The sequence below is a fragment of the Aquabacter cavernae genome (genome assembly GCF_003993795.1).
GTDB classification, from domain to species: Bacteria; Pseudomonadota; Alphaproteobacteria; order Rhizobiales; family Xanthobacteraceae; genus Aquabacter; species Aquabacter cavernae.
This window is the reverse complement of the sequence record NZ_RWKV01000017.1, coordinates 247,971-263,090: the sequence shown is the minus strand read 5'-3', so window position 1 is coordinate 263,090 and position 15,120 is coordinate 247,971. Positions and strand designations below refer to the sequence as shown.

General features: G+C 68.4%; 16 protein-coding genes. 1 reads left to right on the top strand and 15 read right to left on the bottom strand.

What is annotated here, in order from left to right; translation table 11 throughout:
- Positions 1-39: 39 nt before the first annotated feature.
- From EJJ38_RS19150 to nagZ, 12 genes are all read right to left on the bottom strand, one after another.
- Positions 40-774, bottom strand: a complete 735-nt coding sequence (locus EJJ38_RS19150) for a TerC family protein (RefSeq protein WP_127092033.1) — start codon at positions 772-774, stop codon at positions 40-42.
- 139 nt (positions 775-913) lie between these two features.
- Positions 914-1,612 carry a TerC family protein gene (locus EJJ38_RS19145; RefSeq protein ID WP_127092032.1) on the bottom strand — a complete coding sequence of 233 codons (699 nt, stop codon included), beginning with the start codon at positions 1,610-1,612 and terminating at the stop codon, positions 914-916.
- Between the two features lie 234 nt (positions 1,613-1,846).
- Positions 1,847-2,269 carry a nucleoside-diphosphate kinase gene (gene ndk, locus EJJ38_RS19140; RefSeq protein WP_127092031.1) on the bottom strand — a complete coding sequence of 141 codons (423 nt, stop codon included), beginning with the start codon at positions 2,267-2,269 and terminating at the stop codon, positions 1,847-1,849.
- 152 nt (positions 2,270-2,421) lie between these two features.
- Positions 2,422-3,213 carry a 5'/3'-nucleotidase SurE gene (gene surE / locus EJJ38_RS19135; RefSeq protein ID WP_127092030.1) on the bottom strand — a complete coding sequence of 264 codons (792 nt, stop codon included), beginning with the start codon at positions 3,211-3,213 and terminating at the stop codon, positions 2,422-2,424.
- A gap of 178 nt (positions 3,214-3,391) precedes the next feature.
- Positions 3,392-4,738: a serine--tRNA ligase gene (gene serS / locus EJJ38_RS19130; protein WP_127092029.1), complete on the bottom strand. Its 1,347-nt coding sequence runs from the start codon at positions 4,736-4,738 to the stop codon at positions 3,392-3,394.
- A gap of 177 nt (positions 4,739-4,915) precedes the next feature.
- On the bottom strand, positions 4,916-5,716 hold the full coding sequence (tatC, locus tag EJJ38_RS19125; RefSeq protein ID WP_127092028.1) for a twin-arginine translocase subunit TatC: 801 nt from the start codon (positions 5,714-5,716) through the stop codon (positions 4,916-4,918).
- Positions 5,713-6,354 (bottom strand): Sec-independent protein translocase protein TatB, encoded by a 642-nt coding sequence (tatB, locus tag EJJ38_RS20725; protein ID WP_245454334.1) that lies wholly within the window; start codon positions 6,352-6,354, stop codon positions 5,713-5,715. The genes tatC and tatB overlap by 4 nt, the downstream gene beginning before the upstream one ends.
- 116 nt (positions 6,355-6,470) lie before the next feature.
- Positions 6,471-6,701, bottom strand: coding sequence for a twin-arginine translocase TatA/TatE family subunit (locus EJJ38_RS19110; RefSeq protein WP_127092027.1), 231 nt, complete (start codon positions 6,699-6,701; stop codon positions 6,471-6,473).
- A gap of 72 nt (positions 6,702-6,773) precedes the next feature.
- Positions 6,774-7,880, bottom strand: coding sequence for an ABC transporter ATP-binding protein (locus EJJ38_RS19105; RefSeq protein ID WP_245454333.1), 1,107 nt, complete (start codon positions 7,878-7,880; stop codon positions 6,774-6,776).
- Entirely contained in the window at positions 7,877-8,599 is a 723-nt protein-coding gene (gene scpB, locus EJJ38_RS19100) for an SMC-Scp complex subunit ScpB (RefSeq protein ID WP_127092026.1), read from the bottom strand. The genes EJJ38_RS19105 and scpB overlap by 4 nt, the downstream gene beginning before the upstream one ends.
- Positions 8,596-9,402: a segregation and condensation protein A gene (locus EJJ38_RS19095; RefSeq protein WP_127092025.1), complete on the bottom strand. Its 807-nt coding sequence runs from the start codon at positions 9,400-9,402 to the stop codon at positions 8,596-8,598. The genes scpB and EJJ38_RS19095 overlap by 4 nt, the downstream gene beginning before the upstream one ends.
- A gap of 21 nt (positions 9,403-9,423) precedes the next feature.
- Positions 9,424-10,437, bottom strand: coding sequence for a beta-N-acetylhexosaminidase (nagZ, locus tag EJJ38_RS19090; RefSeq protein ID WP_127092024.1), 1,014 nt, complete (start codon positions 10,435-10,437; stop codon positions 9,424-9,426).
- 155 nt (positions 10,438-10,592) lie between these two features.
- Here nagZ and EJJ38_RS19085 point away from each other — a divergent pair, with 155 nt between their 5' ends.
- On the top strand, positions 10,593-11,942 hold the full coding sequence (locus EJJ38_RS19085) for an APC family permease (RefSeq protein ID WP_127092023.1): 1,350 nt from the start codon (positions 10,593-10,595) through the stop codon (positions 11,940-11,942).
- A gap of 34 nt (positions 11,943-11,976) precedes the next feature.
- Here EJJ38_RS19085 and EJJ38_RS19080 read toward each other — a convergent pair whose 3' ends face one another.
- The 3 genes from EJJ38_RS19080 to EJJ38_RS19070 form a co-directional block, all read right to left on the bottom strand.
- A complete protein-coding gene (locus EJJ38_RS19080) occupies positions 11,977-12,954 on the bottom strand; it encodes an MBL fold metallo-hydrolase (RefSeq protein WP_127092022.1) in 978 nt (325 codons plus the stop codon).
- A 349-nt stretch (positions 12,955-13,303) separates the two neighbouring features.
- On the bottom strand, positions 13,304-14,317 hold the full coding sequence (locus EJJ38_RS19075) for an amino acid ABC transporter substrate-binding protein (protein WP_127092021.1): 1,014 nt from the start codon (positions 14,315-14,317) through the stop codon (positions 13,304-13,306).
- Between the two features lie 102 nt (positions 14,318-14,419).
- On the bottom strand, positions 14,420-14,980 hold the full coding sequence (locus tag EJJ38_RS19070; protein WP_127092229.1) for a L,D-transpeptidase: 561 nt from the start codon (positions 14,978-14,980) through the stop codon (positions 14,420-14,422).
- Between the last annotated feature and the right edge of the window lie 140 nt (positions 14,981-15,120).

Sequence of the window (15,120 nt, the reverse complement as noted above, 5' to 3'; positions counted from 1 at the left end):
CCCGGCCATGAACATTTGCTGACAGTCTCGAACGGCGCGTCAGGCGGCCTGTGCGCGGTTCCTCTGGCGCAGGAACCAGCCCAGGCCCACGACGAACACGGCACCGATGGTGCTGGCCAGATAGTGGGGCAGATGGGCGGGCTTCATGCCTATGGGCGAATCCGGGTCCGGCTTCACCAGTTCGGGATCGTAGCCCTGCATGTACTGGAGCGAGATCACGTCGCTCACCACCATCTCGCCGGCGATCCAGCCCAGCAGCGCGGCACCGGCCCAGACCAGGATCGGGAAGCGCGTGAGCAGGGCCATGACCAGCTGCGAGCCCGCGATGATCAGCGGAATGGTGAGCAGCAGGCCGAAGATGAACAGTTCGGGGTGGCCGCGGGAAGCGGCGGCGATGGCCACCACATTGTCCAGGCTCATGACCGCGTCGGCGATGGCGATGGTGCGCACTGCCTTCCAGAGGCTGTCCGAGGCTTCCACATGATGGGCCTCGCCGTCACCGTCGGTGACGAGCTTCACGGCGATCCAGAGCAGCAGCAGGCCACCCGCCACCTTCAGCAGGGGCACGCCCAGCAGGTAGGAGACCGCGAGGGCGAACATGATGCGCAGGCCGACCGCCGCGCCCGCGCCCAGCAGGATGCCCCAGCGGCGCTGCTTCTCCGGAAGGGAGCGGCAGGCGAGGGCGATGACGACGGCATTGTCGCCGGACAGCAGCAGATCGATCCAGATGATCTGCAGGAGCGACAGCCAGAAGGTGGGTGAGGAGAAATCCATCGCGGTCCTCTTGGTATTCGTGGCCGGGCTGCGGCTCGAACATCTGAACGAAGGTCAGGGAGCGTGGTTGTATTGTTCCGCAGGGTAAAGCGGAACGCGAAGAAAAAGGGCCGCGAACGTCCCTTTTTCTGTTCCGGGCTCAGGCTTCGCCGTGCGCCTTTGCCTTTCGCAGGCGCCCGACGCCATAGGCGATGCCGACGACCAGAAGGGCGCCGAGCGCGGCCACCGGATATTCCCAGTGATGGGCCACGTCCGCGCCGCCGATGCGGTCCATCACGGCCACGTCCGTGAGCAGCATCTCGCCGGCCACCCAGCCGAGCAGCGCGGCGCCGGCCCAGACGAGCAGCGGGAAGCGATCGAGGACCGCCATCACCAACGAGGAGCCCGCGACGATGAGCGGGATGGAGATGGCGAGGCCGAGGCCCAGAAGCAGCCAGCTACCGTTGGCCACCGCCGCCACGGCCACCACATTGTCGAGGCTCATGACGATGTCGGCCACGGCCACCGTGCCCACGGCCTTCCAGAGGCTGTCGCTGGCTTCCACCGCCTCGTCATTGCCGTCATTGGGCAGAGCGAGGTCCACGGCGATGTACATGAGCGCCAGGGAGCCGATCAGCTTCAGCCACGGCAAGGCGAGCAAGGTCGCCACGATGCCCGTGAACAGGATGCGCAGCGCCACCGCGACGCCCGCGCCGGTGATGATGCCCCATTTGCGGGTCTTCTCCGGCAGCGACCGGCAGGCCATGGCGATGACCACGGCATTGTCGCCCGAGAGCAGGATGTTGATCCAAATGATCTGTATCAGCGCCAGCCATAGCGCCGGAGAGTCGAGCGACATCGTTCCCCTTCCTCGCCTTCGCGTTTCCTCAGGCATACAGGCGTCTGGTGCGCCGTATTATGGATGCCGGAAGGAAAGCTACTGGACGCTTTTATTCGTCACAACCAAAACCGGACAATGCAACGCGCAAAAAACATATTGCGGCGCGGCCGGCCGAAGCCGCCCGCGCACGTTGTCGAGGGAGCCTGGATCAACCAGGCCCGGATCCGCCGGCCTGAGCAGGCCGGGCCGGGATCAGCCGACGATCTCGTTGCCCGAGAAGAACTGGGCGATCTCGATGGCCGCATTCTCCGTGCTGTCCGAGCCATGGGCCGAATTGGCCTCGATGGACTCGGCGAAGAGCTTGCGCAGGGTGCCTTCCGCCGCGTTGGCGGGATTGGTGGCGCCCATCACTTCGCGATACTTCGCGACCGCGCCTTCACCTTCCAGAACCTGGACCACGACGGGGCCAGAGGTCATGAAGGCGACGAGGTCCGCGAAGAAGGGACGCTCGCGGTGCACGCCGTAGAAGGTTTCGGCCTGGGCGCGGGTCATCTCGATCCGCTTCTGGGCGACGATGCGCAGCCCGGCCTGTTCGATGACGGCATTGACGGCACCGGTCAGATTGCGGCGCGTCGCGTCGGGTTTGATGATCGAGAAGGTGCGCTCGATCGCCATGATCACCGTCCTATTATGTTTAGAAAGTCGCAGAACCGCGCCGCAGCGCGGATCGCGGCTCTTAGCAGCGATGCCCCGCCACGGCAAGCGAGGGGGCACCGATATCACGCCGCGCCACATGGGTGTCGGTGCATCACCTTCCCGGAGCGGCTTCAAGCCAGGCCCGCGGCCTCGCTGCCGGCGTCCGCGAACACCCGCGCGAGGCGGGTCATGAAGGGCTCGTCGGTCTGGTCCACCCGCAGCGGCGTCACAGAGATGCGGCCCTCGTCCAAGGCGCGCAGGTCCGTGCCGGGGGAGGTGGTGTGCACGCGCCGCTCGAAGGCGATCCAGAAATAGGGATTGTTGCGCCCGTCGCGCCGCTCGTCGATGCGCATGAGCTTCTGGTCGCGCTTGCCCTGGGCGGTCACGGCGATGCCGCTCACCTCGTTCGGCAGGCGGTCGGGGAAGTTCACGTTCATGACGATGCCGGCGGGAATGCCTTCCGCCAGCAGCGTGCGGATGACGCCCGGCCCATGGGCCTCGGCGGTCTCATAGCTGGGATTGTCGCGGGTCGCCGGGCCAAAGGCCTGGGACAAGGCGATGGAGGGAATGCCCAGGATGGTGCCCTCGATGGCGCCCGCCACCGTGCCCGAATAGCTCACGTCCTCGGCGATGTTCTGGCCGCGATTGACGCCGGAGAGGATGAGGTCCGGCGGCTGGTCCGCCAGCAAATGACGCACCGCCATGATGACGCAGTCCGTGGGCGTGCCCTTCACCGCGAACCGGCGTTCCGCCACCGGGCGCAGGCGCAGCGGGTCGCTGAGCGAGAGGGAATGGGCGACGCCGGACTGGTCGAACTCCGGGGCCACCACCCACACATCGTCCGAGAGCGCCTGCGCGATGCGCATGCAGGCATCGAGGCCGGGCGCGTGGATGCCGTCGTCGTTCGTCACCAGGATGCGCATGTTTTTCTGTCCTTCACATCTTCGCCGTCGCGACCTGCCCCCGCTCCCCTCGCGGGAGAGGGATGGGGTGAGGGGGCGTTCGCGTGGGCTTGGGATGCTGCGCTGGACGGCGCCGAACCCCTCACCCGCCTCGCTTTGCTCGGCACCCTCTCCCGCAAGGGGAGAGGGATGTTCCGCCTCAGTTCGCCTTCTCGATCAGGCTCAGGCCGCCCATATAGGGCTTGAGCGCGTCGGGCACCGCCACGGCGCCGTTCTCCTGCTGGTAGGTCTCCAGCACCGCCACCAGAGCGCGGCCCACCGCCACGCCCGAGCCGTTGAGCGTGTGCAGGAAGCGCGGGCCCTTGCCGTCCTTGGGGCGGAAGCGGGCATTCATGCGCCGCGCCTGGAAGTCGCCGCACACGGAGCAGGAGGAGATTTCCCGGAAGGCATTCTGTCCCGGCAGCCAGACCTCGATGTCGTAGGTCTTCTGCGAGGCGAAGCCCATGTCGCCGGTGCAAAGCGTCACCACGCGATAGTGCAGGTCCAGCTTCTTCAGCACCGCCTCGGCGCAGGCGAGCATGCGCTCATGCTCTTCCAGCGACTGTTCCGGCGTGGTGATGGAGACCAGTTCCACCTTGGTGAACTGGTGCTGGCGGATCATGCCGCGCGTGTCGCGCCCGGCCGACCCGGCTTCCGCCCGGAAGCAGGGCGTGCAGGCGGTGAGGCGCAGCGGCAGCTCGTCTTCCGAGAGGATGGCCTCGCGCACCAGATTGGTGAGCGGCACCTCGGCGGTGGGGATGAGCCAGAGGCCGTCATTGGACAGGACGGCGGCGTCCGCGCCCTCCGTCTCGGGCACCCAGCGGGTGGCGAAGAACTGGTCGTCGCGGAACTTGGGAAGCTGCGCCGTGCCGAACATGACTTCGTCGCGCACCAGCAAAGGCGGGCTCACTTCCGTATAGCCATGCTCGCCGGTGTGGGTGTCGATGAAGAACTGGCCGAGCGCCCGTTCCAGCCGCGCCATGGGGCCCTTGTTCACCACGAAGCGGGCGCCGGAGAGCTTGGCGGCGGTCTCGAAATCCATGAGGCCCAGCGCCTCGCCGATCTCGAAATGCTGCTTGGGCGCGAAGGCATAGGCGCGCTTTTCGCCCACCACCTTCAGCTCCACATTGTCGTGCTCGTCCTTGCCCTCGGGCACCACGTCCAGCGGGGCATTGGGGATGGCGGCGAGGGTGGCCAGAAGCTCGGCGTCCACGGCCTTCACCTGGGTTTCCAGGTCCGGCACGTCGGTCTTCAGCTTCGCCACTTCCGCCATGAGGGCGGCGGCCTTGGCCTCGTCCTTCTGCGCCTTCGCCTGGCCGATCTCCTTGGAGGCGGCGTTGCGGCGGGCCAGCAGGGTTTCCAGCGTGGTCAGGTTGCTGCGGCGCTGCTCATCGAGCGCGAGCAGGCTGTCGCGCAGGGCAATCGCCTCGGCCTCGGGCATCTGGCGGCGCGTCAGCGCGCGGACGAGGCCCTCGGGTTCGTCGCGGACCCATTTGATATCGTGCATCTCGAACCTGCTCCGGCAGGACGATGGCCCCATATGCCGCCATGCCCGGGCGTGTCCCAGGCATCCACGGGCGCGCCTGGACCAACCCCGTGGGCGGCCGGGACAAGCCCGGCCATGACGGGCGCGAGGAGGGAGCCCCGTCCCAGAAAGACGTGGCGCGCGCGCGGCGCAGACGCCTCAGGCTTCGGACGATTCAGCCTCGCGGGCCTTCTCTTCCGCCGCCCGGCGCCTCTCGACGATGCGCACCAGATAGACCGAGACCTCGTAGAGAAGCAGGGTCGGGAGCGCAAGGGCGAGCTGCGAGATCACGTCCGGCGGGGTGAGCACGGCCGCCACCACGAACACCGCGACGATGGCGTAGCGCCGCGCCTTCACCAATTGGTCGGCGGTGAGCACGCCGATGCGGGCGAGCAGCGTGAGGATGACCGGCAGCTGGAAGGTGAGGCCGAAGGCCAGGATCAGCGTGGTGATGAGGGAGAGATATTCCGACACGCGCGGCAGCAGCGCGATTTCCGCCCGCCCGTCGCCGCCCGCCTGCTGCATGTTCAGGAAGTAGGTCATGGCCAGCGGCATGGCGGCGAAATAGACGAAGGCCGCGCCCGCCAGGAAGCAGAAGGGGGTGGCCACCAGATAGGGCAGGAAGGCCTGCTTCTCGTGCTTGTAGAGGCCCGGCGCCACGAACATGTAGACTTGGCTCGCCACCACCGGGAAGGAGATGAAGGCCGCGCCGAACATGCCCAGCTTGATCTGGGTGAAGAGGAATTCCTGGGGCGCCGTGTAGATGAGCTTCACGCCGGAGGAGAAGCCGGACGCGAACTCATAGGGCCACAGCAGAATGTTGTAGATCTGCTTGGCGAACAGGAAGCACAGGAAGAAGGCGAGCAGGAAGGCAATGACCGACTTGATGAGTCGGGACCGCAACTCCACCAGATGCTCGATGAGAGGCGCCTTGGAGGCGTCGATTTCGTCCTCGCTCATACGGGCGAACCACTTTCCGGCGACGTCTTGGTCTCGGCGTTCTGCGCGGGCGCCGGCTGCGGGTCAAGCACCAGTTGGGCGGCAGGCTCCGGCAGAGGGACGAGAGGCTCGGGGACGAGAGGCTCGGCGATGACCGGCGTCGTCGGCGCGGCGGGGAGCGGCTCGGCCATAACGGGCGCTGCCGAAACGGGCGCTGCTTGGGCGGCGGGCGCGAAGCCGGACAGCTCGGAGGCGATGGCGGCAGCGGCGGCGGATGCCGCGGCGGCGGAGGCGGGCGGAATGGCCGCGGCCTCGGGGGCAGCCACTGGGGCGGCGGCGGTCGCGGTCGCGCCCTCTACCGTGGAGCGGATCTCCTCGCGGATGGAGCGCAGCGGATCCAGCACATCCATGCCGGCGAAATTCTTCTTCACGGTGTCGGCGGCGCCGCCGGCGATGTCGCCGATTTCCTTGCGGATTTCAGACAGTTCGGCTTCCCTAAGGGCATCCTGAAACTGGCCTTGAAACTCGCCGGCCATGCGGCGCAGCTTCGTGATCGTCTTGCCCACGGTGCGCAAGACGCCGGGCAGCTCTTTGGGACCGATGACGACCAGCGCAACAACGCCGATCAGCATCAGCTCGGACCAGCCGATGTCGAACATGACCGCCTGTTTCCTGCGGCTCAGCCGCCGCTATCCGATGGGTCGTATCGCGCTGCCGGTCGAGGGGCCGGGCACGCATGTGCCGCCCCCTCCCGTCGCGCGCCGTTTGGGTGGTGTCAGACCGGCTTCTTCTCGGCCTCGGGAGCCGGGGAGGCCTGGTGCTGCAGGGGGCGCGGCGCCTCGGGCGCCGTGGAGGCGGCCGGAGTCTCGTCCTCGGCCATGCCCTTCTTGAAGGACTTGATGCCCTTGGCCACATCGCCCATCAGGTCGGAGATCTTGCCGCGACCGAACAGCAGGAGCACCACGGCCAGCACCACGATCCAGTGCCAGATGCTCATCGAACCCATCACTCGCCCTCCGTCGGGATTTCTTTTCGGCGCGCGCAGGTGTTCCCGCTGCGCCATCTTCGTCCGGCGACACTAGGACCCGGACAAGGCGAAAACAAGGACTTCCGCTGCGTCCACACGGAGCGTCACGTCCTGGCCCGCCGCAATCCCCGAGCGCGGCTTGAGCCGCGCGGTCAAGGGCCGGTCGAGCCCCGGCAGCGCCACCCGCGCCAGATCCACTTCCCCAAGGGAACGATATTCGATGACGCGGCCGGAAATGCCTGTGCTGCCAAGGCTTCCGCCCACAGGCTGGAGGGAGATCCCCTGCGGGCGCACGGCGCACACGGCCGGCCCGTCCGCGACGCCGGGGGCGGGGAAGGCGCCGAGCACCGTCTCTGCGCGCCCGGCTTGCACCATGGCGGGAAGCTCGTTCAGTTCACAGAAGAAGCGGGCGACGTAGAGGTCCACGGGCGCGCGATAGAGCTGTTCCGGCGGCCCCGCCTGGGCGATGCGCCCGGCCCGCAGCAGCACGATCCGGTCCGCGAGGCGCATGGCCTCCTCGGGATCGTGGGTGACCATGATGGCGGTGGCCCGCACATCCCGCAGCACATCCAGCGTATCCTCGCGCACCTGGTCGCGCAGGCGCCGGTCGAGGCCGGAGAAAGGCTCGTCCATGAGCAGGATGCCGGGCCGGGGCGCCAGCGCCCGCGCCAGGGCCACGCGCTGCTGCTGGCCGCCGGACAATTCATGGGGATAAGCGCCCGCATGGTCCTCCAGCCCCACCCGCGCGAGGGCGGCGCGCGCTTCCATGTCGGCGGCGGCACGGGGCACGCGGGCAAGGCCGAATTTCACATTGTCGAGGACGGTGAGGTGGGGAAACAGCGCATAGTCCTGAAACACCAGCCCGATGCCGCGCCGCTCCGGCGGCACGAAGGCGGACGGGCCCGCCACCTCCTGGCCGTCAATGGCGATGCGCCCGGAATCGGGCATCTCGATGCCCGCCGCCAGCCGGAGCAGGGAGGTCTTCCCGCAGCCGGAGGGGCCCAGCAGGCAGATCACCTCGCCGGGCTCCACCTGAAGGCTCACGCCCCGCACCGCCTCCACATCCCCATAGCTGAGGCGCACGTCATCGAAGACGAGGCCCTGGGCGGAACCTTGGGCGCGGGCGGGGAGCGCGTCCTGGCGCAAAGCCATGGTCATGCGTCCTCCTCTCCGGATTCCGCCTCGGGCTCGGGCGTCAGGATCAGGTCCAGAAGTTCCGGCTCCAGGGGCTCCTCGTCCTCGCGCAGGCGATCGTCGTCGGAGGGCAGCGGGATGGCGAAGCCGGAGGGCACGCGCGGATCGATGAGCCCGGCGCCCTTCATCTCCTCGATGCCCGGCAAATCGTGGATCGCATCCAGCCCGAAATGCACCAGGAAGGCGGAGGTGGTGCCGTAGGTGACCGGGCGGCCGGGCGCGCGGCGGCGTCCGCGCAGGCGGATCCAGCCGGTTTCCAGCAGCACGTCCAGCGTGCCCTTGGAGGTGGAGACGCCGCGTATGTCCTCAATCTCCGCGCGCGTCGTGGGCTGGTGGTAGGCGACGATGGCCAGCACTTCGGTGGCGGCGCGGGAGAGCTTGCGCACCTCGGGGGCGGCCTCGCCCGCCACGTCCGCCAGATCCGGCGCGGTGCGCAGCATCCAGCCGCCGGCCGCGCGCACCACGTTCACGCCGCGCCGCGCATAGTCGGCGGTGAGCGTGTCCATGAGAGCGGCGATATCCGTGCCCTTGGGCACATGCCGGGCGATGGCGGCGGCATCGATGGGCAAGGGCGAAGCGAAGATCAGCGCCTCCACCACGCGCAGGTCGCGCACCAGAGCGGCTTCGCGCTCGTCCAGCGGGCGGGCGTCGAACAGGTCTATGCGGGGCGCGGCACGGGTCACAGCAGCGTCTCCTGCGTCTCGCGCGGCCGCAGCCAGAGCGGGGCGAAAGGGGCGTCCTGGCGGATGTCCAGCACGCCTTCGCGCACCATTTCCAGCGTCGCAGAGAAGCTGGAGGCGAGCGCGGTGGCGCGCTGGGCGGGCTCGGCCAGATAGTCGATGAGGAATTGGTCGAGCCGCATCCAGTCGCCCGCCGAGGCGCCCACCATCCGCTCCAGCCGCGCGCGCGCCTCCGCCAGTGACCAGACGGCGCGGGTCTTCAGCGTCACATAAGACAGCGCGTTGCGCTGGCGCTGGGTGGCATAGGAGGAGAGCAGGTCATAGAGGCTGGCGTCATGCACCACCCGGCCGGGCGGCCGCGCGTCGCCGGGCACGGGCGCGCGGGGGAAGACGTGAAGGCCGAGGCGCGGGCGCGCCATCATCAGTTCCGCCGCCTTGCGGATGCGCTCCAGGTGCCGCAGGCGCCGGGCGAAGGCGTCCGCCATTTCCTCGGCTGTCGGGCCATCCTCCTTGGGGGCGGGGGGCAGGAGCAGGCGGGATTTGAGGTAAGCGAGCCACGCCGCCATCACCAGATAGTCGGCGGCCAGCTCCAGCCGCACCTTCCGCACCGCCTCGATGAAGGCCAGATACTGGTCCGCCAGCGCCAGGATGGAGAGGCGCGTCAGGTCGATCTTCTGGGTGCGGGCGAGGGCGAGGAGCAGGTCCAGCGGCCCCTCGAAGCCGTCAATATCCACCACGAAGGCGCCATCCCCCGCTTCGGCCGGGATGTCCTCGGCAAAATCGGGGGTTTGGGGCGTCTCGCTCATTCTGGCGCCTCGTTCATGGGATCAGGCCGGCGCGCCCACCAAAGCGGCGAGCGTGCGCTCGGCCTCGCTCCGGTCGAAGGGCTGGGGCGAGAGGCGCGCGTCCAGCGCCCGGTCCGCCCGCGCGGCGGCAAGGCCGGACAGGAGGGGCGCCGCGCCCGCCACCATGCTCATCTCGTCCATCTTGCCATTGCAGTGGAGCAGCATGTCGCATCCGGCGGCCAGCGAAGCCTCCGCGCGGGTCGCCACCGTGCCGGAGAGCGCGCCCATGGAGAGGTCGTCGCTCATGACGAGGCCGGAAAAGCCTATGAAGCCGCGCACGATCTCGTCCATCACGCGGCGAGACGTCGTGCAGGGGGCGTCTGGGTCGATGTCCGCATAGACCACATGGGCGGTCATGGCGAGCGGCAGGTCCGCGAGGGGGCGGAAGGCGGCAAAGTCGGTCGCTTCCAGCACAGCGCGGGGCGCGCGCACTTCCGGCAGGCGCTCATGGCTGTCCACGGGGGCGCGGCCATGGCCGGGAATGTGCTTCACCACCGGCAGCACCCCGCCTTCCAGCAACCCTTCAGCAGCAGCGCGGGCCAGCGCTGAAACCTGCTCCGGCGTCTCCCCATAGGCACGGTTGCCGATGATGCCGTGGCCTTCCGGCAGGCGCAGGTCCGCCACGGGCAGGCAGTCCACGTCGATGCCGAGCGCATGCAGGTCGTCGGCCATGAGGCGGGAATTGAGGCGCACCGCCGAAAGGCCGGCCGCACGGTCGCGGGCATAGAGCGCGCCGAAGGCTTCGCCCGGCGGATAGTCCGGCCAATGAGGCGGTCGCAGGCGCTGCACGCGCCCGCCTTCCTGGTCGATGAGCACGGGCGCCTGCCAGCCGAGCACGTCGCGCGCCGCGTCCACCAGGGCGTGCACCTGCGCCGGGGTCTCCACGTTGCGGGCGAACAGGATCAGGCCCCAGGGCGCGGCTTCCTTCAGGAAGGCGCGCTCCGTCTCCAGGAGCGTCGGACCGGCAAGGCCGGTGATGAAAGCGCGCGAGGTCATATATCCGGCCTATCGGCGCCCCCGCACCGCGTCAAGGCGAGGGCGGGCGCCGGGCGGGATTGTCCCGTAAATCCGCGATTCGGCCAATCTCTGCCGCTGGTGCTTACCGTCCGCATGGCCCAAAACCAGGGATCATCTTGCGGGGGGAAGGTGGCATGGTCGGGCTCAAGCGGAATCTCGGTCTGTTCGAGGCCATCGGCCTGTCCCTGTCGGTGATCGCGCCCACCATGGCCATGGCGCTCAACGTGACGCTGGCGGTGGGTGCGGCGGGTGTGGCGGCGCCGCTGGGGTTCGCGGTGGGCACCGTCATGGTCGTGGTGGTGGGCCTGTCCTTCGTCTTTTTCTCGCGCCGCGTGGCGCGCACCGGCTCGGCCTACGCCTATATCGGCGACACGTTCGGTCCCAAGGCCGGCTTCCTGGCGGGCTGGTGCATGCTGCTGCTCTATACCGCGGCGGGCTCGGGCAGCGCGGCGCTGGTGGGAGACTTCCTGCGGGCGGCGCTGGAGGATCACGGCATCCGGGTGGGCGGCTATTGGCTGGTCATCTCCGTGGCCGCCCTGCTCCTGGCGGTGGTGTTCGCCTATCGGGAAATGTCCGTGGCGGCCCGCCTGATGCTGGTGCTCGAACTCTCGTCCGTGGCGGTCATCATCTATCTGGGCGTGAAGATCCTCATGGCGGTGGGCGCTGAGGGCGGGCTCACCGCCGCGCCGTTCCGGCCAGATCCCGCCACGGGCTGGTGGGGCGTGGGCTATGCGGTGGTGTTCGCGGTGCTCTCCTTCGCCGGCTTCGAGGCGGCCACCACCCTGGCGGAGGAGACGGGCCAGCCGGGCCGCGCCATCCCCCTCGCATTGGTGTGCACGGTGGGCCTTGCGGGCCTGTTCTTCGTGTTCGCCTCCTATATCCAGGTGGTGGGCTTCGGCCTCGACAACATGAAGGCGCTCGCCGCCGACGAGGCGCCGCTCAACACCCTGGCGCTGAAATACGGCACGCTGCGCATGGCGACGGTGCTGGACATCGCCGCCGCCGTCTCCGCCATCTCGGCCGTGCTGGGCACGCTGTCGGCGGGCGCGCGCATGCTCTATGCGCTCAGCCGGGCGGGGCTCTCGGAGCGGGCGGCGCAGGTGCATCCCGTCCACGGCACGCCGGCGGTGGCGGTGTGCGTCATCGGCGTCCTGATGCTGGCGGGGCTGCTCGCCTGGGCGCCCTTCATCGGGCCGGCGAACTATTACGACGATGTGGGCACCATCGGGGTGCTGGCGCTCATCCTCGCCTATCTCGGCGTGACGGCGGCGGCCATGCTGCACGGCGCGCGCGGGGCGGGGCGCATCTGGCTGGTGATCGGCGGGCTCGGCACGCTGGCCATGGCGTGGCCGCTCTACAATTCTGTCTATCCGGTGCCGGCCTTCCCGGACAATCTATGGCCTTATGTGGTGGTGGCCTGGGTCGCCATCGGCACGGGCCTGCTGGCCCTGAAGCCCGGGCTCGGCCGCGACCCGCTGGCGTGAGCGGGCGCCCTCCCACAGGAGGGCGCCGCGCGGATCACAGAAGGACGGGCATCCAGTTCACCGGCACATAGCCGTAGGTGGAGCCGGTCTTCTCCACATAGGCGGCGGCGGGGAAGGGAAAGTGATAGCCCGCCACCATCATGCGGTCGGCCGAGACCATGTCGTAGACCTTGCGGCGGGTCTCCTCCGCCTTGGCCGCGTCCATGTCGAACATGACGTGCCAGCCGGGGTTGCGCAGGAACAGCGCGGGGATGTTGGTGACGTCGGACTGCACGAACAGCGTCTTGTCGCCCGAAGCGAGGCGGAAGGAGGTGTGGCCGGGCGTGTGGCCCGTGGTGGCCACGGGGGTGAGGCCGCTCACCACTTCCTTGTCCCAGCCATAGCGCTCCACCTTGCCCTCGAAGGGCTTGAAGACGCGGCGCACATTCTGGAATGCGCCCTTCATGGCCTCGGGGGCGCGGCTCATATTGCCGTCATCCATCCAGAAGGCCCATTCGGCCTCCGGCACCATCACCTGCGCATTGGGGAAGGCGGGGGTGCCCTGGGCGGTGAGCAGGCCGTTGATATGGTCGCCGTGGAAATGGGAGATAACCACCGCGTCCACATTCTTCGGGTCGGTGCCGGTGGCGGCCAGCGTGCCCTGGGTGAGGCCCACCGTGCCCTGGGGGGCGCCGTTGCCGGTGTCGATCATCACCAGCTTGCCGCCGGTATTCACCAGCAGGGTGTTGAAATTGATGGTGACCTGATTCTCGGGAAGATAGGCCGCCTTGAGCGCGGCATTCACCGCCTCGCGCGGCTGGTTGCGCACGAACGTATCAGCCAAGGGCATGGTGCGGATGCCGTCGCTGATCACCGTCACTTCCGCATCGCCCACCTTGTAGCGATAGGCGCTGGGCACCTGGGTGGTGGCGATGGGGGCGGCGGCGTGAGCGGTCCCGGCGGCGGGCAATACGGAGCCGGCGGCGGCGGCGGTGGTCACCGCGAGAAAGTCGCGTCGCGAAAAGGCAGGCATGTCACCTCCTTGAAAATAGGCGGGCGAACCTCAGAGCCTGATCCCGTCAGGTTGAATCAACCTGACGGGTGAATCAGCCTCTCACTCATCGATAGAGAGCGATTCACGCCTGTCGCGAAGCACCGGAGTGCATCGCGACAGGCGATCGCACTCTAAGGCGACGCTACGTCAATGCCGAGCATGGAAGGCCGGCACCCCCTCACGTTTCTGCGAGGCGCGCGAATGGGGCAAAGGGGGGAGATTTCAATCTGCCCTAACGTCATGCTCTCGCCCGCCCGAAACGCCTCGCCCAAAAGAAAACGGGGGCCGAAGCCCCCGTTGCACGCGGATGGAAGAAGAGGTGTCGCGCTCAGCGGAAGGGCGGGGCGTACTGGATGCCGCCGAGGCTCCAGAGCTGGTTGATGCCGCGCGGGATGGCGAGGCGCGAGCCGGTGCCCACGTTGCGCTCATAGACCTCGCCGTAATTGCCCACGGCCTTCACGATGCGGGCCGCGAAATCCTTGGTGAGGCCGAGCTGCTCGCCATAGGCGCCTTCCTGGCCCAGCAGGCGCTTCACGTCCGGCTTCTGGGACTTCAGCCCCTCGGCGAGGTTGGCGGTGGTCACGCCGAGTTCCTCGGCGTTCAGCATGGCGTAGTGGGTCCACTTGACGATGTTGAACCACTGGTCGTCGCCCTGGCGGACCACCGGGCCGAGCGGCTCCTTGGAGATCACGTCCGGCACCACGATGTGGTCGGACGGCTTCTTCATGACGAGGCGCAGGGCATAGAGCTGCGACACGTCGGTGGTGAGCGTGTTGCAGCGCCCGTCCTCATAGGCCTTCACCAGCTCGTCCGTGTTGGGCACGGTCACGAGTTCCAGCTTCATGGTGTTGGCGGTGAAGAAGTCCTGCGTGTAGCCCATTGCGGTGGTGCCGCTCTGGACGCACACCTTCGAGCCGTCCAGCTCCAGGGCCGAGACGATGTTGCGCTTGGTGGGCACCAGGAAGCCCTGGCCGTCATAATAGGTGATGGCGCTGAACAGCAGGCCGAGCCCGGCCTCGCGCTCCACCGTCCAGGTGGAATTGCGCGAGAGCACGTCGATCTGGCCCTTCTGAAGGGCCGGGAAGCGCTCGTCGGCGGAGAGGGGGAAGAAGGTGACCTTGCTGGGATCGTCGAACACGGCCGCCGCGATTGCGCGGCAATAATCCACGTCGAAGCCGGTCCAGACGCCCTTGGCATCCGGCGCGGAGAAGCCGGGCAGGCCGCGGCTGACGCCGCAATTCAGCGTGCCGCGATCCTTGACGGTCTTCAGCGTCTGCGCGGACGCGCCGTGGGCGGCGAGCGCGACGGCGGCGCCGGCGACCAGGGCCAGGAAGGTCTTCATGGGAAGCCTCGTTCCGATAAGGAAATCAGGAGTTCGGGATCACCGCCCGGAGGACGGCGCGCAGATAAAAGGAAGGCCGCCCCGGGGCGGCCTTCGTCGAAATCAGAGGGTCACGGCCTGTCGGACGATGACCTTGGCGCCAACCGGCACGCGGCTGTAGAGATCGATGATCTCGCTGTTCACGAGCCGGAAGCAGCCGGAGGACACCGCATAGCCGATGGTCTCGGGCTGGTTGGTGCCGTGGATGCGGTAGACCGTGCCGCCCAGATAGAGCGCGCGGGCGCCCATGGGATTGCCGGGGCCGCCGGCCATGAAGCGCGGCAGATAGGGCTGGCGCTGGATCATCTCGGCGGGCGGGGTCCAGTCGGGCCACTCGGCCTTGCGTTCCACCTTCACGAGGCCCTGCCAGGTGAAGCCGTCGCGGCCCACGCCGATACCGTAGCGCAGCGCCCGGTTGTTGCCCTCAACCAGATAGAGAAAGCGGTCATTGGTGGAGATGATGATGGTGCCCGGCGCCTCGGTGGTGCGGAAATACACCGGCTGGCGGCGATAGGCGGGGTCGATGCTCACCTCGTCGTCGGCAGGAGCCTCGCGGCCCGGCTGGTCGCCGATATCCATGGTCGCGCCCATGCCGCGCGGGGGCACCGGCGTGGACTGGGCCATGGCGATGGAGCCGAAGGTGAGCGCGCCGAAAGCGAATGCGCCGACCCGGAGCAGCATGGTCCGCGACAGGATCTTCAAAGTGAAAGCCATTTCAGCCGGCCTCTATTCCGTTGCCCCCAGGGCGGCATGCGCCGCCCGCG

Excerpts from the sequence above, each read along its gene's own strand:
- EJJ38_RS19150 (WP_127092033.1), bottom strand. The coding sequence starts at position 774 with ATGGATTTCTCCTCACCCACCTTCTGGCTGTCGCTCCTGCAGATCATC.
- EJJ38_RS19145 (WP_127092032.1), bottom strand. The coding sequence starts at position 1,612 with ATGTCGCTCGACTCTCCGGCGCTATGGCTGGCGCTGATACAGATCATT.
- ndk (WP_127092031.1), bottom strand. The coding sequence starts at position 2,269 with ATGGCGATCGAGCGCACCTTCTCGATCATCAAACCCGACGCGACGCGC.
- surE (WP_127092030.1), bottom strand. The coding sequence starts at position 3,213 with ATGCGCATCCTGGTGACGAACGACGACGGCATCCACGCGCCCGGCCTC.
- serS (WP_127092029.1), bottom strand. The coding sequence starts at position 4,738 with ATGCACGATATCAAATGGGTCCGCGACGAACCCGAGGGCCTCGTCCGC.
- tatC (WP_127092028.1), bottom strand. The coding sequence starts at position 5,716 with ATGAGCGAGGACGAAATCGACGCCTCCAAGGCGCCTCTCATCGAGCAT.
- tatB (WP_245454334.1), bottom strand. The coding sequence starts at position 6,354 with ATGTTCGACATCGGCTGGTCCGAGCTGATGCTGATCGGCGTTGTTGCG.
- EJJ38_RS19110 (WP_127092027.1), bottom strand. The coding sequence starts at position 6,701 with ATGGGTTCGATGAGCATCTGGCACTGGATCGTGGTGCTGGCCGTGGTG.
- EJJ38_RS19105 (WP_245454333.1), bottom strand. The coding sequence starts at position 7,880 with ATGACCATGGCTTTGCGCCAGGACGCGCTCCCCGCCCGCGCCCAAGGT.
- EJJ38_RS19095 (WP_127092025.1), bottom strand. The coding sequence starts at position 9,402 with ATGAGCGAGACGCCCCAAACCCCCGATTTTGCCGAGGACATCCCGGCC.
- nagZ (WP_127092024.1), bottom strand. The coding sequence starts at position 10,437 with ATGACCTCGCGCGCTTTCATCACCGGCCTTGCCGGTCCGACGCTCCTG.
- EJJ38_RS19085 (WP_127092023.1), top strand. The coding sequence starts at position 10,593 with ATGGTCGGGCTCAAGCGGAATCTCGGTCTGTTCGAGGCCATCGGCCTG.
- EJJ38_RS19080 (WP_127092022.1), bottom strand. The coding sequence starts at position 12,954 with ATGCCTGCCTTTTCGCGACGCGACTTTCTCGCGGTGACCACCGCCGCC.
- EJJ38_RS19075 (WP_127092021.1), bottom strand. The coding sequence starts at position 14,317 with ATGAAGACCTTCCTGGCCCTGGTCGCCGGCGCCGCCGTCGCGCTCGCC.
- EJJ38_RS19070 (WP_127092229.1), bottom strand. The coding sequence starts at position 14,980 with ATGGCCCAGTCCACGCCGGTGCCCCCGCGCGGCATGGGCGCGACCATG.